This window comes from Arhodomonas sp. KWT (assembly GCF_010993615.1).
In genome coordinates, this window is record NZ_WNXE01000016.1 from 1 (window position 1) to 23139 (window position 23139).

24 protein-coding genes are annotated in these 23139 nt (G+C 67.5%); 4 read left to right on the plus strand and 20 right to left on the minus strand.

From position 1 onward, the window contains the following. Nucleotides 1–125: 125 nt before the first annotated feature. The 18 genes from G7A99_RS05070 to rpmH all read right to left on the minus strand — a co-directional run bounded on the left by G7A99_RS05070 (nt 126) and on the right by rpmH (nt 15225). A complete protein-coding gene (locus G7A99_RS05070) occupies nt 126–557 on the minus strand; it encodes a F0F1 ATP synthase subunit epsilon (RefSeq protein WP_018717467.1) in 432 nt (143 codons plus the stop codon). A gap of 21 nt (nt 558–578) precedes the next feature. Further along, nucleotides 579–1955: a F0F1 ATP synthase subunit beta gene (gene atpD, locus G7A99_RS05075; RefSeq protein ID WP_018717466.1), complete on the minus strand. Its 1377-nt coding sequence runs from the start codon at nt 1953–1955 to the stop codon at nt 579–581. 57 nt (nt 1956–2012) lie between these two features. After that, on the minus strand, nt 2013–2876 hold the full coding sequence (gene atpG / locus G7A99_RS05080) for a F0F1 ATP synthase subunit gamma (protein ID WP_018717465.1): 864 nt from the start codon (nt 2874–2876) through the stop codon (nt 2013–2015). Nucleotides 2877–2894: 18 nt separating this feature from the next. Next, nucleotides 2895–4436: a F0F1 ATP synthase subunit alpha gene (atpA, locus tag G7A99_RS05085; protein ID WP_018717464.1), complete on the minus strand. Its 1542-nt coding sequence runs from the start codon at nt 4434–4436 to the stop codon at nt 2895–2897. 15 nt (nt 4437–4451) lie between these two features. Continuing rightward, the gene (locus G7A99_RS05090) at nt 4452–4988 is read right to left on the minus strand and encodes a F0F1 ATP synthase subunit delta (protein WP_018717463.1); all 537 of its coding nucleotides are present in this window, start codon (nt 4986–4988) and stop codon (nt 4452–4454) included. A gap of 12 nt (nt 4989–5000) precedes the next feature. Further along, nucleotides 5001–5471, minus strand: coding sequence for a F0F1 ATP synthase subunit B (locus G7A99_RS05095; RefSeq protein ID WP_018717462.1), 471 nt, complete (start codon nt 5469–5471; stop codon nt 5001–5003). 53 nt (nt 5472–5524) lie between these two features. Then, a complete protein-coding gene (gene atpE / locus G7A99_RS05100) occupies nt 5525–5782 on the minus strand; it encodes a F0F1 ATP synthase subunit C (RefSeq protein WP_371807598.1) in 258 nt (85 codons plus the stop codon). A 62-nt stretch (nt 5783–5844) separates the two neighbouring features. Next, nucleotides 5845–6609, minus strand: coding sequence for a F0F1 ATP synthase subunit A (gene atpB / locus G7A99_RS05105; RefSeq protein ID WP_163139106.1), 765 nt, complete (start codon nt 6607–6609; stop codon nt 5845–5847). Nucleotides 6610–6627: 18 nt separating this feature from the next. Next, nucleotides 6628–6963 (minus strand): ATP synthase subunit I, encoded by a 336-nt coding sequence (locus G7A99_RS05110; RefSeq protein WP_163139107.1) that lies wholly within the window; start codon nt 6961–6963, stop codon nt 6628–6630. Nucleotides 6964–7096: 133 nt separating this feature from the next. After that, complete coding sequence (locus G7A99_RS05115; RefSeq protein ID WP_163139108.1) at nt 7097–7963, minus strand: ParB/RepB/Spo0J family partition protein; 867 nt, start codon at nt 7961–7963, stop codon at nt 7097–7099. Nucleotides 7964–7980: 17 nt separating this feature from the next. Continuing rightward, nucleotides 7981–8763, minus strand: coding sequence for a ParA family protein (locus tag G7A99_RS05120; protein WP_163139109.1), 783 nt, complete (start codon nt 8761–8763; stop codon nt 7981–7983). Then, a complete protein-coding gene (rsmG, locus tag G7A99_RS05125; RefSeq protein ID WP_163139110.1) occupies nt 8760–9431 on the minus strand; it encodes a 16S rRNA (guanine(527)-N(7))-methyltransferase RsmG in 672 nt (223 codons plus the stop codon). The genes G7A99_RS05120 and rsmG overlap by 4 nt, the downstream gene beginning before the upstream one ends. Then, nucleotides 9424–11313 carry a tRNA uridine-5-carboxymethylaminomethyl(34) synthesis enzyme MnmG gene (mnmG, locus tag G7A99_RS05130; protein ID WP_163139111.1) on the minus strand — a complete coding sequence of 630 codons (1890 nt, stop codon included), beginning with the start codon at nt 11311–11313 and terminating at the stop codon, nt 9424–9426. The genes rsmG and mnmG overlap by 8 nt, the downstream gene beginning before the upstream one ends. A gap of 120 nt (nt 11314–11433) precedes the next feature. After that, nucleotides 11434–12789: a tRNA uridine-5-carboxymethylaminomethyl(34) synthesis GTPase MnmE gene (gene mnmE, locus G7A99_RS05135; protein ID WP_163139112.1), complete on the minus strand. Its 1356-nt coding sequence runs from the start codon at nt 12787–12789 to the stop codon at nt 11434–11436. Between the two features lie 13 nt (nt 12790–12802). After that, nucleotides 12803–14497: a membrane protein insertase YidC gene (yidC, locus tag G7A99_RS05140; RefSeq protein WP_018717453.1), complete on the minus strand. Its 1695-nt coding sequence runs from the start codon at nt 14495–14497 to the stop codon at nt 12803–12805. Continuing rightward, nucleotides 14485–14724, minus strand: a complete 240-nt coding sequence (yidD, locus tag G7A99_RS05145; protein ID WP_018717452.1) for a membrane protein insertion efficiency factor YidD — start codon at nt 14722–14724, stop codon at nt 14485–14487. The genes yidC and yidD overlap by 13 nt, the downstream gene beginning before the upstream one ends. Next, entirely contained in the window at nt 14709–15089 is a 381-nt protein-coding gene (rnpA, locus tag G7A99_RS05150; RefSeq protein ID WP_018717451.1) for a ribonuclease P protein component, read from the minus strand. The genes yidD and rnpA overlap by 16 nt, the downstream gene beginning before the upstream one ends. A 1-nt stretch (nt 15090) precedes the next feature. After that, nucleotides 15091–15225, minus strand: coding sequence for a 50S ribosomal protein L34 (rpmH, locus tag G7A99_RS05155; RefSeq protein WP_018717450.1), 135 nt, complete (start codon nt 15223–15225; stop codon nt 15091–15093). Between the two features lie 195 nt (nt 15226–15420). On the opposite strand from rpmH, the gene dnaA reads away from it, so the two are divergent. The 4 genes from dnaA to gyrB all read left to right on the plus strand — a co-directional run bounded on the left by dnaA (nt 15421) and on the right by gyrB (nt 21690). Next, nucleotides 15421–16773, plus strand: a complete 1353-nt coding sequence (gene dnaA / locus G7A99_RS05160) for a chromosomal replication initiator protein DnaA (RefSeq protein ID WP_018717449.1) — start codon at nt 15421–15423, stop codon at nt 16771–16773. Nucleotides 16774–17000: 227 nt separating this feature from the next. Then, nucleotides 17001–18101: a DNA polymerase III subunit beta gene (gene dnaN / locus G7A99_RS05165; RefSeq protein WP_163139113.1), complete on the plus strand. Its 1101-nt coding sequence runs from the start codon at nt 17001–17003 to the stop codon at nt 18099–18101. An 18-nt stretch (nt 18102–18119) separates the two neighbouring features. Beyond that, nucleotides 18120–19256 carry a DNA replication/repair protein RecF gene (recF, locus tag G7A99_RS05170; RefSeq protein ID WP_163139114.1) on the plus strand — a complete coding sequence of 379 codons (1137 nt, stop codon included), beginning with the start codon at nt 18120–18122 and terminating at the stop codon, nt 19254–19256. Nucleotides 19257–19272: 16 nt separating this feature from the next. Further along, nucleotides 19273–21690, plus strand: coding sequence for a DNA topoisomerase (ATP-hydrolyzing) subunit B (gene gyrB, locus G7A99_RS05175; RefSeq protein WP_163139115.1), 2418 nt, complete (start codon nt 19273–19275; stop codon nt 21688–21690). A 127-nt stretch (nt 21691–21817) separates the two neighbouring features. On the opposite strand, the gene G7A99_RS05180 is transcribed toward gyrB, so the two are convergent. Then, a complete protein-coding gene (locus G7A99_RS05180; RefSeq protein ID WP_163139116.1) occupies nt 21818–22594 on the minus strand; it encodes a 1-acyl-sn-glycerol-3-phosphate acyltransferase in 777 nt (258 codons plus the stop codon). Next, a complete protein-coding gene (gmhB, locus tag G7A99_RS05185; protein WP_240466102.1) occupies nt 22591–23139 on the minus strand; it encodes a D-glycero-beta-D-manno-heptose 1,7-bisphosphate 7-phosphatase in 549 nt (182 codons plus the stop codon). The genes G7A99_RS05180 and gmhB overlap by 4 nt, the downstream gene beginning before the upstream one ends.

Consider the following 23139-nt stretch of genomic DNA (forward strand, 5'->3'; position numbering starts at 1 on the left):
CCAGCCCCCGCGGCGAGGATCACAATCGACAGCGGCGCGGTCATCGTCTCGTCCCTCCCGCACAACGAAAAACGCGCGGCACCCGGAGCGGGTGACCGCGCGCCATGGCCCGTCCGGGCAACCGGTCAGGCGTTGCTGCCGCGGCCCCGCCGAATCTTGTCGAGGGTCCGCAGCTTCGCCACCGCCTCGGCAAGCTCAGCCTGGGCTCGGGCGTAGTCCATCTCGGCACTGCGCTCGGAGATCGCCTCCTCGGCACGGCGCTTGGCCTCCTTGGCGGCGGCCTCGTCGAGGTCGCGGGCCCGTACCGCCGTGTCGGCAAGCACGGTGACCACGTGGGGCTGCACCTCCAGCATCCCGCCGGAGCAGTAGTACAGCGTCTCCTCGCCGCCCTGGGCCCGCACCATGACCTCGCCCGGCTTGAGCTGGGCCAGCATCGGCACGTGCCGCGGCATGATGCCTACCTCGCCATCCGTGGCGCGGGCAAGCACGAAGGTCGCCGTACCCGAGAAGATCGATTCCTCCGCGCTTACGATGTCCACGTGCATGGTCATGGCCATATGCTCACCTGCAACCTTTGTTTAGAGAGACTGCGCCTTCTCGCGGGCCTCGTCGATGGTGCCCACCATGTAGAAGGCCTGCTCCGGCAGGTCGTCGCACTCGCCGTCGACAATGGCACGGAAGCCGCGGATGGTCTCCTTGAGCGACACGAACTTGCCGGGGGTGTTGGTGAACACCTCCGCGACGAAGAACGGCTGCGAGAGGAAGCGCTGGATCTTGCGCGCCCGAGACACCGTGAGCTTGTCGTCCTCGGAGAGCTCGTCCATGCCGAGGATGGCGATGATGTCCTTGAGCTCCTTGTAGCGCTGGAGCACGGTCTGCACCGCACGGGCGGTGTTGTAGTGCTCCTCGCCGATCACCAGCGGGTCGAGCTGGCGGGAGGTGGAGTCCAGCGGGTCCACGGCCGGGTAGATACCGAGCTCCGCGATGGAGCGCGCCAGCACGACGGTGGCGTCCAGATGGGCGAACGTGGTCGCCGGGGACGGGTCCGTGAGGTCGTCGGCAGGGACGTACACGGCCTGCACCGAGGTGATGGAGCCGGTGTTGGTGGAAGTGATGCGCTCCTGGAGCACACCCATCTCCTCGGCCAGGGTCGGCTGGTAGCCCACCGCGGAGGGCATGCGGCCGAGCAGCGCCGAGACCTCCTGGCCCGCGAGGGTGTAACGGTAGATGTTGTCGATGAACATCAGCACGTCACGGCCCTCGTCGCGGAAGAACTCCGCCATGGTCAGGCCGGTGAGCGCCACGCGCAGGCGGTTGCCCGGCGGCTCGTTCATCTGGCCGTAGACCAGCGCGACCTTGTCGAGGACGTCCGACTCCTTCATCTCGTGGTAGAAGTCATTGCCCTCACGGGTGCGCTCGCCCACGCCGGCGAACACGGAGTAGCCGCTGTGCTCGATGGCGATGTTGCGGATGAGCTCCATCATGTTGACGGTCTTGCCCACGCCGGCACCGCCGAACAGGCCGACCTTGCCGCCCTTGGCGAAGGGGCAGAGCAGGTCGATGACCTTGATGCCCGTCTCCAGCAGCTCCTGACTCGCGGCCTGCTCCTCGTAGGAGGGCGCCTTGCGGTGGATCTCCCAGCGCTGCTCCTCGCCGATGTCGCCGGCCTGGTCCACGGGCCGGCCGAGGACGTCCATGATGCGCCCGAGCGTCTTCTGGCCAACGGGCACGGAGATGGCCGCGCCGGTGTTGGTGACCTCGACGTTGCGCTTGACGCCGTCGGTGGTGCCCATGGCGATGCAGCGCACGACACCGTCGCCGATCTGCTGCTGGACCTCGAGGGTGAGGTCGTAGTCCGCCACGTACAGGGCATCATAGACCTTCGGCACCTGGTCGCGGGGGAACTCCACCTCCACGACGGCACCGATGATCTGGACGATCTTTCCTGAACTCATAACCCAGTTCCTCTTCGCGAATTCTTTCGATCCGGCTGCCCGGCCGATGCGCCGGCGCTAGACCGCCTCCGCCCCGGAGACGATCTCGGAGAGCTCCTTGGTGATCGCGGCCTGGCGCGCCTTGTTGTAGGCGAGCTGGAGGTCATCGATGAGGTTGCCGGCGTTGTCCGACGCCGCCTTCATCGCCACCATCCGCGCCGCCTGCTCACAGGCGATATTCTCGACCACCGACTGGTAGACGAGCGCCTCGGCGTACCGCGTCAGCAGCAGATCCAGTGCCTCGACCGCGTTGGGCTCGTAGATGTAGTCCCAGTTGTGGCGCGGCTCCTCGTCCTCCTCGGCGGCCGGCAGCGGCAGCACGCGCTCGATGGTGGGCCGCTGGGTCATGGTGTTGACGAACTCGTTGTAGCAGAGGTGGAGCTCGTCGATCTCGCCCGCCTCGTAGCGGTCGAGCATGACCTTGACCGCGCCCACGAGGTCGTCGAGGTGCGGCCGGTCGCCGATCTGGGACGTCTCCGCGACGACGTTGGCGCCCAGGCGGCCGAAGAACTGGATGGCCTTCGAGCCGATGGTCACCACCGAGACCTCGCGGCCGGCGTCCTCGCTCGCCTTCATCGAGCGCACCACGGAGCGGAACAGGTTGTTGTTCAACCCGCCGCACAGCCCGCGGTCGCTGGAGACGATGATGTAGCCGACCCGGTTCACCTCCCGCTCCTGAAGGAACGGGTGGGTGTACTCCGGGTTGGCCTGTGCGAGGTGCCGGATCACGCGCCGGATCTTGTCCGCATAGGGGCGGGCGGCCTGCATGCGATGCTGGGCATTGCGCATCTTCGAGGCCGCCACCATCTCCATGGCGGTCGTGATCTTCTGCGTGTTCTGGACGCTCTTGATCTTTGTGCGGATCTCTTTAGCGCCGGACATACGATCCCCGCCGTCGGTTTACCAGGTGCCGTGGGCCTTGAAGTCTTCGATGCCCTTGCGGATCGACTCGGCGACCTCGTCGCCGTAATCACCCGACTCGTCGATCTGCTTGAGCAGGTCGGCGTAGCTGGAATCGAAGTGCCGGTGCAGCTCGTGCTCGAAGGCGCCGATCTGATCGAGCTCCAGCTCGTCGAGATAGCCCTGGTCGAGCGCGTAGAGGGACACGGCCATGTGTGCCACGGACAGCGGCGAGTACTGCGGCTGCTTGAGCAGCTCCATGGCGCGCTGGCCGCGCTCGAGCTGCTTGCGCGTGGCCTCGTCGAGATCCGAGGCGAACTGCGCGAAGGCCGCGAGCTCGCGGTACTGCGCCAGTGCCAGGCGGATGCCGCTGCCGAGCTTCTTGATGATCTTCGTCTGCGCGGAGCCGCCGACACGGGAGACCGACAGGCCGGCGTTGATCGCCGGGCGGACACCCGCGTTGAACAGGTCCGACTCCAGGTAGATCTGACCGTCGGTGATCGAGATCACGTTGGTCGGCACGAACGCGGAGACGTCGCCCGCCTGGGTCTCGATGATCGGCAGCGCGGTGAGCGAGCCGGTCTTGCCCTTGACCTCGCCGTTGGTGCGGCGCTCGACCTCCTCGGCGTTGATGCGCGCGGCGCGCTCCAGCAGCCGGGAGTGGAGGTAGAACACGTCACCCGGGTAGGCCTCACGGCCCGGTGGGCGGCGCAGCAGCAGCGAGACCTGGCGGTACGCCCACGCCTGCTTGGTGAGGTCGTCGTAGATGATCAGGGCATCCTCGCCGCGGTCGCGGAAGTACTCGCCCATGGCACAGCCGGCGTAGGGCGCGATGTACTGCAGCGCGGCGGACTCGGCGGCCGAGGCGGACACGACGATGGTGTGATCCATCGCGCCGTGCTCCTCGAGCTTGCGCACCACGTTGGCGATGGAAGAGGCCTTCTGGCCCACCGCCACGTAGATGCACTTAATGCCGGAGCCCTTCTGGTTGATGATCGTGTCGATGGCGATCGCGGTCTTGCCGGTCTGGCGGTCGCCGATGATCAGCTCGCGCTGACCGCGGCCGACCGGGACCATCGAGTCGATGGACTTGAGGCCGGTCTGCACCGGCTGGTCCACGCCCTGGCGGGTGATGACGCCGGGAGCCACCTTCTCCACCGGCTCGGAGCCGGCGGCGTCGATCGCGCCCTTGCCGTCGACGGGGCTGCCCAGCGGGTCGACCACGCGGCCGAGCAGGCCCTCGCCCACCGGCACCTCGAGGATGCGCCCGGTGGCACGCACCGAATCGCCCTCGCTGAGATGCGAGTAGTCACCCAGGATGACGGCACCGACGGAGTCGCGCTCGAGGTTGAGCGCCATGCCGAAGGTGTCGTTAGGGAACTCGAGCATCTCGCCCTGCATCGCATCGGCGAGGCCATGGATGCGCACGATACCGTCGGTCACGCCGACCACGGTACCCTCGTTGCGCGCCTCGGCAACCGCCTCGAAGTTCTCGATACGCTGCTTGATGAGGTCGCTAATTTCGCTCGGATTGAGTTGCATCGTTGAATCTTCCCCTTAGCGGCTCACTGCGCCGGCGAGACGCTTGAGCCTGCCCTGCACGGAACCGTCGATGACCAGATCGCCCGCGCGGATCACCGCGCCGCCGAGAAGCGACTCGTCGATCTCGGCGGTCAGCGTCACCGTACGGTCGAGACGCTTGGACAGGGCCGACTCGAGCCGGGCCCGGACATCCTCGTCCACCGCCTGTGCCGCAACCAGCCGTGCCTCGACGGTTCGCTCCGCGTCGGCGCGCAGGTCGCGATACTGTGCCGCGATCTCGGGCAGCACCTGCAGGCGCGAGTTGTCGATGAGCAGATGGACGAGGTTGCGCCCCTGTTCGGTAAGCCCCTCGCCGCACACCCCGATGACCAGGTCGGCGCGCTGCTCGATGGTCAGTTTGGGACTGCCGAGCAGCTGGGCCATCTCGGGATGGCCCACGACGCCGGCAAGCAGCTCAAGCTGCTCCGACCAGGCCGCGAGCGCATCCTGCTCGCGGGCAAGGTCGAACAGGCCCTTGGCGTACGGCCGGGCGACGGTAGTGCTCTCCGCCATGTTGGCTTTGCCTCAGAGTTGGTCGGCCAGCTCTTCGAGCATGGCGTTGTGAGCCTTGGCGTCCACCTCGCGCTCGAGGATGCGGGAGGCGCCCCGGATCGCCAGGTCGGACACCTGCTTGCGCAGCTCCGAGCGGGCCTGGGCGACCTCCTGCTCGATGCGTGCCTCGGCTGCAGCGTGCTCACGCCGGGCCGCCTCCCGCGCTTCCTCGCGGGATTCGTCGACGATCTCGCTGGCACGCCGGTTGGCCTGCTCGATGATGTCGCTGGCCTGCTGCTTGGCCTCACGAATCTGCTCGGCCGCCCGCTTCTGCGCCAGCTCGAGCTCGTGCTGGCCGCGCTCCGCGGAAGCCAACCCGTCGGCAATCCGTTTTTCCCGGTCATGCATGGCCTGCCGGATCGGCGGCCAGACGAACTTCATCGTGAACAGGATGAACACGAGGAACGTGATCATCTGTCCGATCAGGGTTGCATTGATGCCCACGGCTGAAACTCCCGGTTGCTGCTTGGTTTAGCGTTCGAAGAGCGCTTCCCGGGTCAGCCGCCGAGCGCGCCAAGCAGCGGGTTGGCGAACATCAGCAGGGCCGCGAAGGCGACACCGATGATCGCGAGGGCGTCGAGGAGACCGGCCACGATGAACATCCGGACCTGGAGGTCACCGGTGAGCTCGGGCTGGCGCGCGGCGCCCTCGAGGAACTTGCCGCCGAGCAGGCCGAAGCCGATACCGGTACCGAGGGCGGCGAAGGCGAAGATCAGGCCGACGCCGATGGCGGTGTAAGCCTGAACCTGAGCGATGATTTCTTCCATGGGTTCCTCCCGACTAGATGATGAGGCGTTAGAAGTGTGGCGTTACGGAGTCAGTGCTCTTCGTAGGCGAGACTCAGATAGACGATGGTCAGCACCATGAAGATGAAGGCCTGGAGCGGGATCACCAGAATATGGAAGATCGCCCAGGCGGCGCCGGGGACCCACTGGATCCATACCGGCAGCATCGCAATGAGGATGAAGATCAGCTCCGCGGCATACAGGTTGCCGAACAGTCGAAGCGCGAGCGAGACGGGCTTGGCGACCATCTCGACGATGTTCAGGATCAGGTTCGCCGGCACCAGCAGCGGAAAGCTGCCGAACGGGTGCGTCAGCATCTCCTTGCCGAAGCCGCCGACGCCCTTGCCTTTCATGCCGTAGACGACGATCAGCACGAACACCGTCAGCGACAGGCCGAAGGTGGCGTTCATGTCCGCCGAGGGCACGATGCGCAGGTACGGCACGCCGACCGCGGCCGCGAGGCCCGGCATCAGGTCGACGGGGATAAGGTCGAGCAGGTTCCAGAACAGCACCCACACGAAGATGGTGAGCGCCAGCGGCGCGACGAACTCGCGCGGCCCGTGGAAGCTCTCCTTGACCGTCTTGTCGACGAAATCGACCAGGATCTCGATGACGTTCTGCAACTTTCCGGGCGTCCCGCTTGTCACACTCCGTGCGACGGCATAGAACAGCCCGAGAAAGATCAGCCCTGTGATCCAGGAGAAGATGAGGGTGTCCACATTGAGGGTCCAGAAGCCCTCGCCGATCTGCAGGTGGTGCAGATGATGCTGGACGTATTCCGTCGGAGATTCGGTCATACCTTGATCTTCTCGTCGTTACGTCGTTTTATCCGTGTCGCCGAGCAGGGCCAGCCAGTATGCGACTAGCGTGGCCGCCAGCGTCGTGATCAGGGGGATCGGGTGGTCCCGGAACCCCAGGATCGCCAGTGAGATCAGCACGACCGCGAGCAGCAGCTTCATCGCCTGGGCGCGGTAGAAGGCCGCCAGCGCGGCTCCGGGATTGTTCCCCGGATCGCGCGAGAAGACCTTCACGGCCACGTAAAAGCTCAGCGCGGTGCTGATGCCCCCACCGGCCGCCGCCGCGAGCCCGGCGCGGGCGCCTGCTGCGAACAGCCAGACCAGCGCCGCGGCCAGGGTGATCGCGAGCTGCATCAGGACGACTCGTCTAGCGACCCGCATTTAATGCACGCAGCTCCCTCAGTGCCCCCCGACCGTGGCAAGGCGTGCGAAGTATAAAGAACTGATCAGCTGGGTTCAACGCCGGTTCCTGCGCACCGACGCACACTTAGCGGATATGCTCGAGAATGCCGTCCAGCTCGTCGAGGCTGTTGTACTCGATGACCACGCGCCCCTTGCCGCTGCGCCCGTGGCGGATCGCAACGCTCGCGCCCAGGCGGCCGCTGAGGTCGTCCTGGAGGCGGCGGATGTTCGGATCCGGGGCCGGCGTCTCCCGCCGGGGTGTCCCCTCGGTGTAGCGACGCACCAGGGCCTCGGTCTCGCGCACGCTGAGTCCCTTCTCCGCGACCTGCTGCGCGATGCGTGCCTGGTCCGCCATGGGCAGGCCGAGCAGGGCGCGGGCGTGGCCCATCTCCAGGCGCCGCTCGCCGATCAGCGTCTTCACCTCCGGGGCGAGCTCGAGCAGGCGCAGCAGGTTGGAGACGCTGGCCCGCGAGCGCCCGACGGCGTCGGCGACACCCTGGTGGGTCATGCCGAACTCCTCGGTCAGGCGCTTGAGCGCAGTGGCCTCCTCCAGCGGATTGAGGTCCTCGCGCTGGATGTTCTCGATCAGCGCGACGGCGATGGCGGTGTCGTCGGGGACATCGCGCACCAGCGCCGGGATCTCGGTGAGACCGGCGAGCTGGGCGGCGCGCCAGCGGCGCTCGCCGGCGATCAGCTCGAAGCGCTCCTCCGGCAGCGGCCGCACCACCACCGGCTGGACCACGCCCTGGGCGCGGATGGAGTCGGCGAGCTCCTGCAGCGCGGCGGGATCGAACTCGGTGCGCGGCTGGTAACGCCCGCGCTGGATGAGGTCAACGGGCAGCTTGCGCAGCTCGCCGCGGGCGGCCTGCGCCTCCGCCTCGTCGGCGTTCTCGGGCATGCCGCCGAGCAGGGCGTCCAGCCCCCGTCCCAGTCCCCGGCGTTTCTGGCTCATGGGCTCGTCCTCCGGCATCAGGCACTCGCCGCGGCGCGGCGTTCGCGGCGCAGCAGCTCGGAGGCCAGCGCCATGTAGGCGATCGCGCCGCGGGAGGCGCGGTCATACTGCAGCGCGGGCCGGCCGTGGCTGGGGGCCTCGGCGAGACGGACGTTGCGCGGGATCTGGGTCCGGTAGACCTGCTCGTTGAAGTGGGCGATCAGCTGGGCGCCCACCTGGTTGGCCAGGTTGTTGCGCGGGTCGAACATGGTCCGCAGCAGTCCCTCGATCTCGAGCGCCGGGTTGGCGGTCTGCTGCACCCGGCGGATGGTGTTGAGCAGGGCGGTCAGCCCCTCCAGGGCGTAGTACTCGCACTGGATGGGGATGAGCACGCAGGTCGCGGCCACCAGCGCATTCACCGTGAGGATGTTCAGCGACGGCGGGCAGTCGATGATGATGTGGTCGTAGTCCGCGCTCACGCCCTCCAGTGCGGCGGCGAGCCGGCGCTCGCGGGCGTCGGTCTCGAGCAGCGCCACCTCGGCGGCGGTGAGGTCGCCGTTGGCCGGGAGCACGTCGAAGCCGCCGTTCTCGACGGTGACGCACACCTCCGGTGCCTCGGCCTCGCCCATCAGCAGCTCGTAGTTCGTGATCGTCAGCCCATCCTTGTCGATGCCGGCGCCGACGGTGGCGTTGCCCTGCGGGTCGAGGTCGACGAGCAGGACGCGCTTGCGGTTGGCGGCCAGCGAGGCCGCGAGATTGACGCAGGTGGTCGTCTTGCCCACCCCGCCCTTCTGGTTGGTGACGGCGATGATGCGTGTCATGTCTCAGCCCTGTCGCGTTGTGACGCGTGCGCCGGAGCGGCGGTGAGCTCGACGAGGTGGCGCTCGGCGTCCAGGCCGGGCACCCGCAGCGCGCGAACGGCCCATGATACCCCCAACGCTGCGAGTTCCGACAACTCGTCCTCCGGATAGCGGCCCTTCATGGCGTAGGCGTGCCCGCCCGCAGCGAGGCGGGGTGCGGCAAGCCGCCAGAACGCGGCGGTGCTGGTGAACGCCCGCGAGATCACCGCGTCGAACGTGCCCCCCGCCTGCTCGGCCCGGCCGTGGACCACCTCGCAGTTGTCCAGGCCGAGGGTCATCACCGCCTGGCGAAGGAAACGCGTCTTCTTGCCATTGCTGTCGAGCAGCGTCACCGCCAGCGACGGCCGCGCGACGGCGAGCGGGATGCCCGGCAGCCCCGCGCCGGTGCCGAGGTCGAGCAGCCGCTCGCCCTCGACCCGGGGTAATACGGCAAGGCTGTCGAGGAGGTGGCGCACAACCATTTCCCGCGGCTCGCGCACGGCGGAGAGGTTGAACGCCCGGTTCCAGCGCGCCAGCAGCACGAGGTAGCCGATCAGCCCGTCGCGCGCGGACTCGGGCAGATCGAGGTCGAGGCCCTCGAGGCCGGCATCGAGACGGCGCCGGAGATCGCGGCTGTCCGGCTCAGGCACTGCGCCGCAACGCCCCCTGGCGCTTGAGGTGGACCAGCAGCAGCGACACCGCCGCCGGGGTGATGCCCTCGATGCGTCCGGCCTGACCGAGCGTCGCCGGACGGTGGCGCTGGAGCTTCTCCCGGACCTCGCTGGACAGGCCGGCGACCGCCGCATAGTCCATGTCCGCCGGCAGGGCGACGGACTCGTGGTCGGCGGCGCGGTCGATCTGGCGGCGCTGGCGTTCGAGGTAGCCGGCGTACTTGGCCTGCACCGCCACCTGGGCGGCGCTGCGCCCGGCGGGCAGGGCCTCCTCCATGCCCGGGAGCGCGCGCAGGGCGTCGTAATCCACCTCCGGGCGGCGCAGCAGGTCGAGCAGGGTCTGATCCCGGCGGAGCTCGCCGCCGAGCACGCGCCCGGCCGTTGCCGCGGGCACCCGCGCCGGGGTGAGCACGGTCGTGCGCAGGCGCTCGAGCTCGCGCTCCACCGCCTCGCGATGGCGCTCCACGGCCGCCCAGCGGGCCTCGTCGATGAGGCCGTGGGCACGGGCGATGCCGGCGAGGCGGAGGTCCGCGTTGTCCTCGCGCAGGTGCAGCCGGTACTCCGCGCGGGAGGTGAACATGCGATAGGGCTCCCGGGTGCCGCGGGTGACCAGGTCGTCTATCAGCACCCCGATGTAGGCCTCCTCGCGGCGCGGGCACCAGGGCTCGCGCCCGGCGGCGTCCGCGGCGGCGTTCATCCCGGCGACCAGCCCCTGGGCGGCGGCCTCCTCGTAGCCGGTCGTGCCGTTAATCTGGCCGGCGAGGTAGAGCCCCGGCAGGTAGCGCGTCTCCAGGTGCGGCAGCAGGTCCCGCGGGTCGAGGAAGTCATACTCGATCGCATAGCCCGGACGGGTCACGTGGGCGCGCTCGAGCCCGGGGATGGTGCGCACCAGGGCGACCTGCACGTCGAAGGGCAGGCTCGTGGAGATGCCGTTGGGATAGACCTCGTGGGTGTCCAGCCCCTCCGGCTCCAGGAAGATCTGGTGGCCGTCCCGGTCCGGGAAGCGCACGACCTTGTCCTCGATGGACGGGCAGTAGCGCGGCCCGACCCCCTCGATCTCGCCGGAGAACATGGGCGATCGGTCCAGCGCGCCGCGGATCAGCTCGTGGGTGTCCGCGCCGGTGTGGGTGATGTGGCACGGCACCTGGCGCGGGTGCTCGTCGCCGCGGCTCCACAGCGAGAAGTAAGGCGCCGGGCTGTCGCCGGGCTGCTCGGCGAGGCGATCGAAGTCGATGGAGCGGCCGTCGAGGCGCGGCGGCGTGCCGGTCTTCAGGCGCTCCACGGTGGTCGGCAGCGCGCGCAGCCGCCGGGCCAGGGCGTTCGCCGGCGGATCGCCCGCACGGCCGCCCTCGTGGCTGCGCTCGCCCACGTGGATGCGCCCGCCGAGGAAGGTGCCCACGGTCAGCACCACCCGCGGGGCGCGGATCGTGAGCCCCATCTGGGTGACCACACCGGCGACGCGGTCGCCCTCGACGAGGAGGTCGTCGACCCCCTGCTGGAACAGCTCGAGCCCCGGCACCGCCTCCAGCGCCCCACGCACGGCGCGGCGGTAGAGCGTGCGGTCCGCCTGCGCGCGGGTCGCGCGCACCGCCGGGCCCTTGCGGCTGTTCAGGGTGCGGAACTGGATGCCGCCGCGGTCAATGGCCTGCGCCATGATCCCGCCGAGGGCGTCGATCTCGCGCACCAGGTGGCCCTTGCCGATACCGCCGATGGCCGGGTTGCAGCTCATCTGGCCGACGGTCTCGATATTGTGGGTCAGAAGCAACGTGCGCGCGCCGCCGCGGGCGGCGGCCGCGGCGGCCTCGGTGCCGGCGTGACCGCCACCGACGACGATGACGTCATAGGCCTGGTCGTATTCCACGGCGGCTGCTACCTCGATGATGATGCGGGCGTGATCGACCGGATGCGTAACCGTACACAATAGTCCGCGCCGCGTCGTGCGCTCAAGGTGAAAATCCCACGGTCCCGGACGGCCCCGGGCCTACTTGCCGATGCAGAAGGTCGCGAAGATTCGCCCGAGCAGCGCCTCGCTGCTCACCCGGCCGGTAATCCCGCCCAGGGCCTCCTGCACCGCGCGCAGCTCCTCCGCCACCAGCTCGCCGGCGGCGTGGGCATCGAGCTGTTCCGCGGCGGCGGCCAGGGCGGCGTCTGCCCGTTCCAGCGCGTCCACGTGACGGGCCCGGGCGGCAAAGGCGGAGGCGGGCGCCGCGTCGTGGCCCGCTGCGGCATGGAGGTGCGTGGCGAGCACGTCCATGCCCGCACCGGTACGCGCGGACAGCCGCACCTCGGGACCCAGCTCGCCGGCGGGCTCGACGCCCGGCACCGCACCGCTCAGGTCGATCTTGTTGCGGATGATGGTGAGCGCGGTGCCGGCGGTCAGCTCGCCGGCGAGCGCGCGTTCGGCCTCGGTGATGCCCTCGCGATCGTCGACCACTAGCAGCACGTGCTCTGCCTCGCTCACGGCGCGGCGGGCACGGCGCACCCCCTCCTGCTCCACCGGGTCGTCACTGTCGCGCAGGCCCGCCGTGTCCATGATCTGCAACGGCAGCCCGTCAATGGAGACCCGCTCGCGGAGGACATCGCGGGTGGTCCCGGGGATATCGGTGACGATAGCGGCGTCGCTTCCGGCGAGGCGGTTCAGGAGGCTCGACTTGCCCGCGTTCGGGCGGCCGACGATGGCCACCGCCAGGCCCTCGTTGAGGGTGCGCCCGCGGCGGGCCTCGGTCAGGGTCGCCGCGAGGGTGTCGCGCAGCGCGGCGAGCCGCCGGGAGAGTGCTGGATCGTCGAGGAAGTCGATCTCCTCGTCGGCGAAGTCGATCGCCGCCTCCACGTAAGCACGCAGGCCGGTGACGCCCTCCACCAGCTCGTCGACGCGTCCGGCGAACGCGCCGGAGAGCGAGCGCATGGCGGCGCCCGCGCCGGCCTCGGTGCGGGCGTTGATGAGATCGGCGATGGCCTCGGCACGGGTGAGGTCCATGCGGTCGTTGAGATAGGCGCGCCGGGAGAACTCGCCAGGCTCGGCGCGGCGGGCGCCGAGGGCGCAGAGGGCACGCACCACCCGCTCGAGCACCACTGGACCGCCATGGCCCTGGAGCTCGAGGACGTCCTCGCCGGTGAACGAGTTCGGGGCGGGGAAGTACAGCGCGATGCCCTCGTCGAGCACCTCGCCGGCGGCGTCGCGGAAGACACCGAGGCGGGCATGGCGGGGCGCCGGCAGGCGCCCGAGCACCGCCTCGGCGAGGTGCGGTACCGCGGGCCCGGAGACGCGCACGATGCCGATACCACCGTGTCCCGGCGGTGTCGCCACCGCGCAGATCGTCTCCGTCGCCGCGGTCACGGTGTGTGCACCGTCAGCCGCCGCGGGACTGCCCGTCGGCCGCCTCGATGCGCCGGGTGATCAGCCACTGCTGCAGGATCGAGAGGCTGTTGTTAGTCACCCAGTAAAGCACCAGGCCCGCCGGGAAGAACACGAAGAAGACCGTGAACACCACCGGCAGGAAGCTCATGACGCGCTTCTGCACCGGGTCCATGGGCGCCGGGTTCAGCCGTTGCTGCAGGAGCATGGTCGCCCCCATGATCAGCGGCATGATGTAGTACGGATCCGGCGCGGAGAGGTCGTGGATCCACAGGATCCATGGCGCGTGACGCAGCTCGACGCTGCCGAGCAGGACCCAGTAGAGCGCGATGAACACGGGGATCTGGATCACGATGGGCAGGCAGCCGCCCAGCGGATTGACCTTCTCCTCCTTGTAGAGCTTCATCAGCTCCTGGTTCATGCCCTGGCGATCATCGCCGAAACGCTCCTTGAGCTGCTGCATGCGGGGCTGGAGCTTGCGCATGCGCGCCATCGAGCGGTAGCTCGTCTCCGAGAGCTTGTAGAACGCGGCCTTGATGCCGAGGGTCAGGATGATGATCGCCCAGCCCCAGTTGCCGATCACGCCGTGGATCCAGCTCAGGGCGATGAAAAGCGGCTTGGAGAGGATGGTCAGCCAGCCGTAATCGACGGTGAGCTCCAGGCCGTCGGCCACCGCGGCGAGACGGTCCTGGTCCTTCGGGCCGACGAACAGCCGGCTGCTGAAGGTGGTCGACTCGCCCGGCGCCACCGTCTGCCACGGCGAGCTCATGCCGATGGCGTAACGGTTATTGTGGACCCGCGAATAGAAGCGCTCGGTGACGTCCCGACTCGGCACCCAGGCGGCGAGGAAGTAGTGCTGGACGAAGGACACCCAGCCGTTGGTGACCTCCTGGGACAACGGCTTCTCGTCCATGTCGTCGAAACCGTACTTCTGGTAGCGGTTCTCCGGCGTGAAGAACGCCGCACCAGTATAGCTGCGGCCACCGAGGAATGAGCTGCCGTTCTCGGGCCGGTCGCGGCGCAGCTGAACGTACTGATAGGCGCGGTAGGGGGCATCGCCACCGTTGTCGACGGCCTGCTCGACGTCGACGACGTAGCTGTCGCGGCTGAACACGAACCGGCGGGTAACGCTCACCCCGTTGGGCCCGGTCCAGGTCATGGGCACAACGATACGGTCGTCCCCCTCGGCGAGGCGGTACTCCGTACGCCCCACCTGCCAGCGGGCGTCACGACCCGGTGCCGGGGCGTCGTCGCCGATCAGTCCCGCCTCGGCAACGAAGTACGGATCCTCCGGCTTCAGTACCGGAAAGGGCTGGTCGCCCCCCTGGGTGACCGAGTGCTTGCGCAGCGCTGCGGACACGACGCGGCCGCCAGCGGTGTCGATGCGCACGTCAAGCAGGTCGGTAAGCACACGGACCGTCTGTCCGGCGGTGTCCGCGCCGTCCCCGGAGTCTGCCGTCCGCGGCGAGTCCGCGGGCACCTCGTCACCGGTGCCGCCGCCCGTGGATGCCTGCTCCGAACCGGCCGCGCCGGCAGGCCTGGCGCCCGACGGTGACGATGCCTGCTGCTCACCACTCGCGGTGGCGGTCGGCTGGGGCTGCTGTGGTGCGTTTTCCTGCTGCCAGGCGTTCCAGAGCAGCAGCAGCAGCGCACCGAGCGCGGCGAATAGAAACAGCCTTACGTTTTCCATGGGCGGTTATCCTGGGGTTCGGGTACCGGGTCGAGCCCACCGGGACAACCCGGGTGGCAGCGGCCGAGCCGGCGCAGCGCGAGCATGGTGCCCCGCCAGGGGCCGTGGCGCTCGATCGCCTCGACGGCGTAGCTGGAGCAGCTGGGCAGGAAACGGCAGCGCGGCCCGAGTACCGGGCTCACCAGGTACTGGTAGCCGCGCAGACAGAGGATCAGGACCCGGCGCATCGCCGCTGAACCCGCGCGAACAGCGCCGAGACCGAGCGGTGCAGCACGGCCCGGCTCACGTGGCGCGCCTTCGGTCGGGCGATGACCACGATATCCACATTGGGCAGGTGGTGACGTTCGCGGCGAAAACATTCACGGACGATACGCTTGATGCGGTTTCGGTCCACCGCCCGGGGAGCGGCCCGCCGGGAGACGGCCAGCCCGACTCGGGCCTCGCCGGGTTCCGGCTGCGTCCGGAAGAGGACGGTGAAATGCGCGTCCGCGACCCGGGTCGCATCGGCGAAAACACGGGAGAACGCCCGGGAGTCGGTGAGCCGGGCGTGACGCGGAAACGCTGCCCGCCCGGCCCCTGCGTCCCGGCGCAATTTACGGCGTCAGGCGCGCGCGCCCCTTGGCACGGCGGCGGGCCAGCACCTTGCGGCCGTTACGGGTCGCCATGCGCGCCCGGAAACCGTGGGTGCGCTTGCGGCGAATGACACTGGGTTGGAACGTCCGCTTCATGACGTGATCCCACTCTTGTCCTGATGTCCGGGATGACGGCGGACAGGGTCCACCGCGGATTTGCTGAGCCGGCGAAGTTAACCGCAACCCCCCGGCATGTCAATGCCGGCGCGCTGTGGATAACCTGGGGATGAGCCATTAGACTTCCCGGTCACCATTACACGCCATCCCCGATGCACGAGAGGTAGGACGTCCGTGGCCGAATCGCTATGGAAGGGGTGCCTGCGGCGGCTGGAGCGGGAGATCCCCGATCAGCAGCTCAACACCTGGATCAGGCCGCTTCAGGCCCGGGAGCACGAGAACCAGCTCTGGCTGTATGCCCCCAACCGCTTCGTGCTCGACTGGGTCCGCGAACACTTCGCCGGGCGGATCGAGGAACTGCTCGCCAGCCAACAACCGGAGGCACCGCCGGCGCTGCGCCTGGAGATCGGAACCAATGCCGCCGCGGCGTCCGCGGTAGCGGAGGCGGCGGAGAACGAGGCCCCCCCGGCACAGGCGCCGGCCGCGAGTGGCGGGGTGAAGCCCTCGGCGTCCAGCCTCAACCCTAATTTCACCTTCGACACCTTCGTTGAAGGCAAGTCCAATCAGCTCGCCCGTGCCGCGAGCGTGCAGGTCGTCGAGAACCCCGGCGGTGCCTACAACCCGCTGTTCATCTACGGGGGCGTAGGCCTCGGCAAGACCCACCTGATGCACGCCATCGGCAATCGCCTGCTCGCCAACGGCAGCGGCGGCGAGGTGCTGTACCTGCACTCCGAGCGCTTCGTCGCGGACATGGTCAAGGCGCTGCAGCACAATGCGATCAACGAGTTCAAGCGCCACTACCGCAGCGTCGACGCCCTGCTCATCGACGACATTCAGTTCTTCGCCGGCAAGGAACGCTCCCAGGAAGAATTCTTCCACACCTTCAACGCGTTGCTTGAGGGCCAGCAGCAGATCGTAATGACCTGCGACCGCTACCCGAAAGAGGTTAACGGTCTCGAAGAGCGACTGAAGTCCCGCTTCGGCTGGGGCCTGACCATCGCCATCGAGCCACCAGAGCTCGAGACGCGGGTGGCGATCCTCATGAGCAAGGCCGCCCAGGAGGGCGTCGAGCTGCCGGACGAGGTCGCCTTCTTCATCGCCAAGCGTATCCGCTCGAACATCCGCGAGCTCGAGGGGGCGCTGCGGCGCGTGCTGGCAAACGCCCAGTTCACCGGCCAGCCAATCACCGTGGACTTCACCAAGGGCGCGCTGCGGGACCTGCTCGCACTCCAGGACAAGCTGGTCACGATAGAGAACATACAGAAAACGGTGGCGGACTATTACAAGATCCGCGTCGCTGACCTGCTCTCCAAGCGCCGGAGCCGCTCGATCACCCGGCCGCGTCAGGTCGCGATGGCGCTGGCGAAGGAACTCACCAGCCACTCGCTACCGGAGATCGGCGACGCCTTCGGGGGGCGCGACCACACCACGGTGCTCCATGCCTGCCGGAAGGTCGTTGAGCTGCGGGAAGGCGACCACCGTCTGGAAGAGGACTATGGCAACCTGTTGAGAACACTGACGACATGATGTGGATAACCTGTGTGGAAGCACGGGGTAACTCGGCGGCGAAAGTTATCCACAATTTCCACACAGCGGTGGACACACGCAGGGAAAGCTCTATCCACAGATTTTCCTGGAAGCAGGCTACTGACTTAAAAAGGAAAAACAGGGTTTTCCACGGTATTGCCGGGCCGCAGTAACAACAACAGGCTTTAAGGTTTATACACAGAATCCTATTGGGAGTCGCCGGGACCATGCACTTCGAGATCGACCGCGAAACGTTCCTCAAGCCCCTCCAGTCGATTATCGGCGTCGTCGAGCGACGGCAGACACTGCCGATTCTGAGCAACATCCTGATCGTAGCGGACAGCGACAGCCTGTCCCTGACGAGTACGGACCTGGAGGTCGAGCTACAGGCGCATCTGTCACTGCCCGTGGAGGAACCCGGGCAGATCACGGTACCGGCCCGCAAGCTCCTGGACATCGTGCGCAACCTGCCGGATGAGAGCCGTCTTACCGTTCGGGTGGAACAGGACCGCGCAATCATCCAGTCCGGGCGAAGCCAGTTCCGGCTTATGACGCTTCCCGCCGGGGACTTCCCCAGCGTGGAGGACATCGGGGATGTCGAGGAGATCGAACTGAGTCAGGCCAACCTCCGCTGGCTGATCGACAAGACCCACTTTGCGATGGCCCTGCAGGACGTGCGCTACTACCTCAATGGCCTGCTCCTCGAACTGGAACCCGATCACCTACGGGCAGTGGCGACCGATGGTCACCGATTGGCCCTCGCCGAATTCAATGCGCAGATCGCCCTCGAACAGCCGCGCCAGGTCATAGTGCCGCGCAAGGGTATCCAGGAGATCCTCCGGCTGCTCGAGCACTCCGATGAGCCGGTACGTGTCGAGCTCGGTAACAACCACATCCGGGCACGGCTCCCGCACCTGCGGTTCACGTCGAAGCTTATCGATGGACGTTTCCCGGACTATCAGCGGGTTATCCCGGAGGCGGACGGCAACTGCGTACATATCGACAGGGAGTCACTGCGCCAGGGCCTGGTCCGTGCATCGATCCTGTCGAACGAGAAATACCGCGGCGTCCGCGTCGTACTCAGCGGGGATTCGGTCACCATCCGGTCGGAAAACCCGGAGCAGGAGCAGGCCGAGGAAGAGTTGAGTGCCGAATACGGCGGGGACGACCTCGAAATCGGTTTCAACGCTGGCTATATGCTCGACGCCGTCGGGGCAATCGAGCAGCCGAGCATCGAGATGTTCGTCACCGATGCGAACGCGAGTGCGTTGATTCGCGGTGAGGGTGAATCGCAGGTCCGCTACGTCGTCATGCCCATGCGTCTGTAGACTGGGCGATTGAGGCCAATGCCTGATGCCGGCGTGACCGCGCAGCGCACGGCGGAACACCGCCTGCGCGATGTCCATGTCGAAAAGTTTCGTAACCTCGTTGAGGCGGATCTGCGTCTTGGCAGTCGCTGGACGATCATCGCCGGTGACAACGGCGCCGGCAAGTCCGCGTTGCTGGAGGCAATTTACTGCCTGTCCCGCGGTGAGGGCTTTCGTCCCGGAAACGTCACCCAACTCGTTCGCCACGGAGAAGCGAATTTCCTCGTCCGTGGCGTCATCGCAAGCGACGATACCGTGGTGGGACGGCTCGCGGTTGTTCGGGGCCGTTCAGGATTGCGGTTACGGGTGAATGGGGAGGACGAGCGCTCCATTGCGACATTCGCCCGGCACCTTCCGGTCCTGGTAATCACTACGGAAGGGCAGAGGCTGCTGACGGATGGCCCCGGGGGACGGCGCGCACTGGTTAACTGGGGCGTGTTCCACGTGGAACATCGCTTCGCCGGACTCTGGCAGCAGTACCGGCGCGTGCTCCGCCAGAGGAACCTCGCACTGCGCCGCGGCGACCGCCGCACGGTTCGTGCCTGGGCGCCCAGTCTCACGGACCTGGGTCAGCAGGTCCGTGAGCATCATGAGGCGTATCTCGAACGGCTCCTTCCGTATTGGGAGGCGATCGCGGCGGATTTCCTCCCGACCATGCGCCTCGAATGGCGGTATCATCCCGGTTGGCGTCGTGACGAGACCCTTGCCGAGAGCCTGACACGCCAGTCCGACCAGGAAGAACGGCTGGGCTATACCCTCGCCGGTCCCCACCGCGCCGACTTTCGTCTCCGTGCCGAGGGACACGACGCCCAATACGTCCTCTCCCGCGGGCAACAGAAGCTCGCTGTTATCGCGCTCAAGCTCGCCCAGCTGGAGTTGCAGGGCGGCGAAGGCCCGCAACGGCCGCTGGTACTGGTGGACGATCTCGTGGCGGAGCTCGACGTAAGACACCGCGGCGCCGTACTCGACCGGCTCGCCGCAATGAATATCCAGGCCGTGTTAACGGCGATCGACCCGATGACATTGCCGGCAAGAGTGGCCGGCGACAGCTCCGATGCACGCATGTTCCACGTGGAACAGGGCAATGTGACCGAAGTGGTACAATATCCCGGTTAACCGCAGGAAACGCCCTATGACGACTCAGACCGAATACGACTCGAATCAGATCAAGGTGTTGCGTGGCCTCGACGCTGTGCGGAAACGGCCGGGGATGTACATCGGCGACACCGATGACGGCACCGGCCTCCACCACATGGTCTTCGAGGTGGCCGATAACTCCATTGACGAGGCCCTTGCCGGTTACTGTACCGAGGTCGCCATCGTCATCCACGGCGATAATTCCGTGACGGTCACGGACAACGGGCGCGGTATCCCCGTCGATATCCACACCGAGGAGGGCCGGTCCGCCGCCGAGGTGATCATGACCGTCCTGCACGCCGGGGGGAAGTTCGACAACAACTCCTACAAGGTCTCCGGGGGCCTTCATGGCGTGGGCGTTTCCGTCGTCAATGCCCTCTCCGAGCGCCTGCGGCTGGTCATCAAGAAGAACAGCCAGATTCACGTCCAGGAATACCGCGACGGGGAACCGGTGTCGCCGCTGAAGGTCGTCGGGGAGACGGACGAGCAGGGGACGCAGATCACGTTCCACCCGAGCTCCGAGACGTTCACCAACATCGACTTCAATTACGATATCCTCGCCAAGCGTTTCCGCGAGCTCTCTTTCCTCAACCCCGGGGTGCGGATCGTTCTCAAGGACGAGCGGAACGACAAAGAGGACGTCTTCGAGTACGCCGGCGGCATCCGCGCGTTCGTCGAGCACCTCAACAAGAACAAGCGACCGCTGCATCCGGCGGTGTTTCACCTCTCGACCCAACGTGAGGAGGTCCAGGTCGAGGTGGCGATGCAGTGGAACGACTCCTACCAGGAGTCCATCTTCTGCTTCACGAACAATATCCCCCAGCGTGACGGCGGCACCCACATGGCGGGTTTCCGCGCGGCGCTGACGCGGACGCTCAATGCCTACATGGAGGCCGAGGGCTACACTAAGAAGCTCAAGGTCAACCCCTCCGGTGACGATATCCGTGAGGGGCTTACGGCCGTCGTCTCCGTGAAGGTGCCCGATCCTAAGTTCTCCTCGCAGACCAAGGACAAGCTGGTCTCCTCGGAGGTCAAAGGACCGGTCGAGAGCGCCCTGGCCGAGGCTCTGCACGACTTCCTCTACGAGCACCCGCAGGATGCCAAGGCGATCATCGAAAAGGTCATCGATGCTGCCCGCGCCCGGGACGCCGCCCGCCGTGCACGCGAGATGACCCGGCGCAAGGGCGCCCTGGACGTGGCGGGGCTGCCCGGCAAGCTCGCCGACTGCCAGGAGCGGGATCCGGCCAACTCAGAGATCTATCTGGTCGAGGGCGACTCCGCTGGCGGCTCCGCCAAGCAGGGCCGGGACCGCCGGACCCAGGCGATCCTCCCGCTCAAGGGCAAGATCCTGAACGTCGAGAAGGCGCGTTTCGACAAAATGCTGTCCTCGGCGGAGGTGGGCACGCTGATCACGGCGCTCGGCTGTGGCATCGGCAAGGATGAGTTCGACCCGGACAAGCTCCGCTATCACCGCATCATCATCATGACGGACGCGGACGTCGACGGTTCCCACATCCGCACCCTGCTGCTGACGTTTTTCTATCGGCAGATGCCGGAGCTGGTCGAGCGTGGTCACATCTACATCGCGCAGCCGCCGCTGTACAAGGTCAAGCGCGGCAAGCAGGAGCATTATGTCAAGGATGATCAGGAACTTACGGAATATCTTCTGACTCTTGCGCTGGACAAGGCAAGCCTAGCGCCGGGGGGCAATACGGCCGCGATCACGGGTGAACCCCTCGGCCGGCTCATCCGCCAGTACCTGCGCACGATGGAGATGATCGATCACCTCGGCCGCCGCAGCGACCCGGCGATCCTCCGCGCGATGACGGCGTTACCGCCGCTTTGGGAGGACGATCTGGCCGCCGGGCAGTCGATGGCAGTGTGGTTCGATCAGCTCGTGGAGCGTCTCAACCAGGACCAGCCGACCGGCACGGATTACCGTGTGCAGGTACGCACGGGCACCGAGGGCGGTTTCCAGGACGCGGTCGTCACCAAGCGTATGCACGGCATCTTCTATCCGTACACGTTCCCGGCGCAGTTCTTCCTGTCCCAGGAGTACGAGACGCTGCGCAATCTCAGTGACGCCCTGCAGGGCCTGCTGCAGGCCGACGCCAGCGTGCATCGGGGCGAGCGCCGGAGCGGCGTCGACAGCTTCCAGCAGGCGGTCCAGTGGCTGCTGGACGAGGCCAAGCGCGGTCTGTCGGTCCAGCGCTACAAGGGACTTGGCGAGATGAACCCGGATCAGCTCTGGGAGACCACGATGGATCCGCATACGCGCCGGCTGCTGCAGGTGCGTATCGAGGACGTGGTCGGTGCCGACGGCATTTTCACCACCCTGATGGGGGACCATGTCGAGCCTCGGCGCGACTTCATCGAGCGCAATGCCCTCCAGGTGAGTAACCTGGATATCTGATACCAGCGTTGGTCGGGGCGGTCCCGGCTGTTCCGTCCGCCCATCGCGGGTTGGGAGACGTAAAAAAACCCCGGCGACAGCGCCGGGGTTTTCTTTTTAAATCAAAAAGTTATTCTATTTCTGCGTGTCAGCCGCGCCGTTTCGTGCGTCGTTCAAAGGGCGTGCCGGGATACCCCAGCGCGGACAGCGCGGCGGTCTCCCGCTCGATCCAGGCCTCGACCTCCGTCATGACCTCGTCGGGTTTTCGTCCCGCGGTCTCGATAGGCGGGCCGATACGCAGGCGCACCACGCCTGGACGGATGTGCCAGCCATCCCGGGGCCAGTGCTCGCCGGCGTTGTGGGCCACCGGCGTGATGGTGCTGCCGGTCTCACAGGCGAGGATCGCACCGCCGGCGCGGTAGCGCGCCTTGTGTCCGGCCGGCACCCGCGTCCCCTCCGGGTAGACGATGACCCACTGGCCGTCGGCGAGGCGCGCACTTCCCTTGCGGACCACCTGGCGCACGGCGTCACGCCCTGCCCCCCGGTCGATACCGATGGGCCGCAGCAGGCCGAATGCCCAGCCGAATACCGGCAGCCACAATAGCTCGCGCTTAACCACCCAGGTCTGCGGATAGAACAGCCGAACCAGCGCCACCGTCTCCCAGGCGCTCTGATGTTTGGCCATGACCACGCCGGGCTCCGACGGGATGTTCTCCCGCCCTTCGATCTCCTCGGTGATACCCGCGCTGATGCGCAGCCACACGCGCAGCCACCAGCACCAGCGACTGATGAACCAGTAGCGCCAGCGGAACGGGAGCACCGCCGTGAACAGGCTGAGCAGGCCCCAGAGCACCACCGAGATCACCACGCCACTGCGGAAGATGATCCCCTGAAGGAGGCGGGGAGTGGCCGTTTGATCCGTCATGTGCCGTCACCCGAGGCAATGATCGCCTCCGCTGCCGATGCCAGGTCGTCGAAGACCGGGGCATCGCCGGCCGTGCCCGCGGCGAGTGTCGCCTCGCCCTTGCCCGTACGCACCAGTAGGGGGCGGGCGTCTGCCGCGCGCGCCGCGTCCAGGTCCCGGGCGCTGTCGCCGACGAGGTGAGCCCCGGCGACCGGCCGGCCGAGGCGGCGCGCGACCTGGTGGAGGAGCCCCGGCGCGGGCTTGCGGCAGTCGCAGCCGTCATCCGGGCCGTGGGGGCAGACGAAGATGCCGCGGAGGTCCCCGCCGGCGGTCCGGATCGCCTCCAGCATGCGCGCGTGTATCGCCTCCAGATCCGCCGGCGTGATCAGTCCCCGCGCCACCCCGGACTGATTGGTGCAGACCACCACATCGAACCCGCAGCGGTTGAGCCGGGCTATCGCCTCCAGGCTGCCAGGCAGTGGCTGCCACTGTGCCGCCGTGCGGATGAAGGCCTCGGAGTCGGCGTTGATCACGCCGTCCCGGTCGAGGATCACGAGGTTGGTCAC

What these genes read in the sequence shown, in the direction of transcription:
- G7A99_RS05070 (WP_018717467.1), bottom strand. Translation starts at nt 557, where the DNA reads ATGGCCATGACCATGCACGTGGACATCGTAAGCGCGGAGGAATCGATC.
- atpD (WP_018717466.1), bottom strand. Translation starts at nt 1,955, where the DNA reads ATGAGTTCAGGAAAGATCGTCCAGATCATCGGTGCCGTCGTGGAGGTG.
- atpG (WP_018717465.1), bottom strand. Translation starts at nt 2,876, where the DNA reads ATGTCCGGCGCTAAAGAGATCCGCACAAAGATCAAGAGCGTCCAGAAC.
- atpA (WP_018717464.1), bottom strand. Translation starts at nt 4,436, where the DNA reads ATGCAACTCAATCCGAGCGAAATTAGCGACCTCATCAAGCAGCGTATC.
- G7A99_RS05090 (WP_018717463.1), bottom strand. Translation starts at nt 4,988, where the DNA reads ATGGCGGAGAGCACTACCGTCGCCCGGCCGTACGCCAAGGGCCTGTTC.
- atpB (WP_163139106.1), bottom strand. Translation starts at nt 6,609, where the DNA reads ATGACCGAATCTCCGACGGAATACGTCCAGCATCATCTGCACCACCTG.
- G7A99_RS05110 (WP_163139107.1), bottom strand. Translation starts at nt 6,963, where the DNA reads ATGCAGCTCGCGATCACCCTGGCCGCGGCGCTGGTCTGGCTGTTCGCA.
- G7A99_RS05115 (WP_163139108.1), bottom strand. Translation starts at nt 7,963, where the DNA reads ATGAGCCAGAAACGCCGGGGACTGGGACGGGGGCTGGACGCCCTGCTC.
- G7A99_RS05120 (WP_163139109.1), bottom strand. Translation starts at nt 8,763, where the DNA reads ATGACACGCATCATCGCCGTCACCAACCAGAAGGGCGGGGTGGGCAAG.
- yidC (WP_018717453.1), bottom strand. Translation starts at nt 14,497, where the DNA reads ATGGAAAACGTAAGGCTGTTTCTATTCGCCGCGCTCGGTGCGCTGCTG.
- yidD (WP_018717452.1), bottom strand. Translation starts at nt 14,724, where the DNA reads ATGCGCCGGGTCCTGATCCTCTGTCTGCGCGGCTACCAGTACCTGGTG.
- rpmH (WP_018717450.1), bottom strand. Translation starts at nt 15,225, where the DNA reads ATGAAGCGGACGTTCCAACCCAGTGTCATTCGCCGCAAGCGCACCCAC.
- dnaN (WP_163139113.1), top strand. Translation starts at nt 17,001, where the DNA reads ATGCACTTCGAGATCGACCGCGAAACGTTCCTCAAGCCCCTCCAGTCG.
- recF (WP_163139114.1), top strand. Translation starts at nt 18,120, where the DNA reads ATGCCTGATGCCGGCGTGACCGCGCAGCGCACGGCGGAACACCGCCTG.
- gyrB (WP_163139115.1), top strand. Translation starts at nt 19,273, where the DNA reads ATGACGACTCAGACCGAATACGACTCGAATCAGATCAAGGTGTTGCGT.
- G7A99_RS05180 (WP_163139116.1), bottom strand. Translation starts at nt 22,594, where the DNA reads ATGACGGATCAAACGGCCACTCCCCGCCTCCTTCAGGGGATCATCTTC.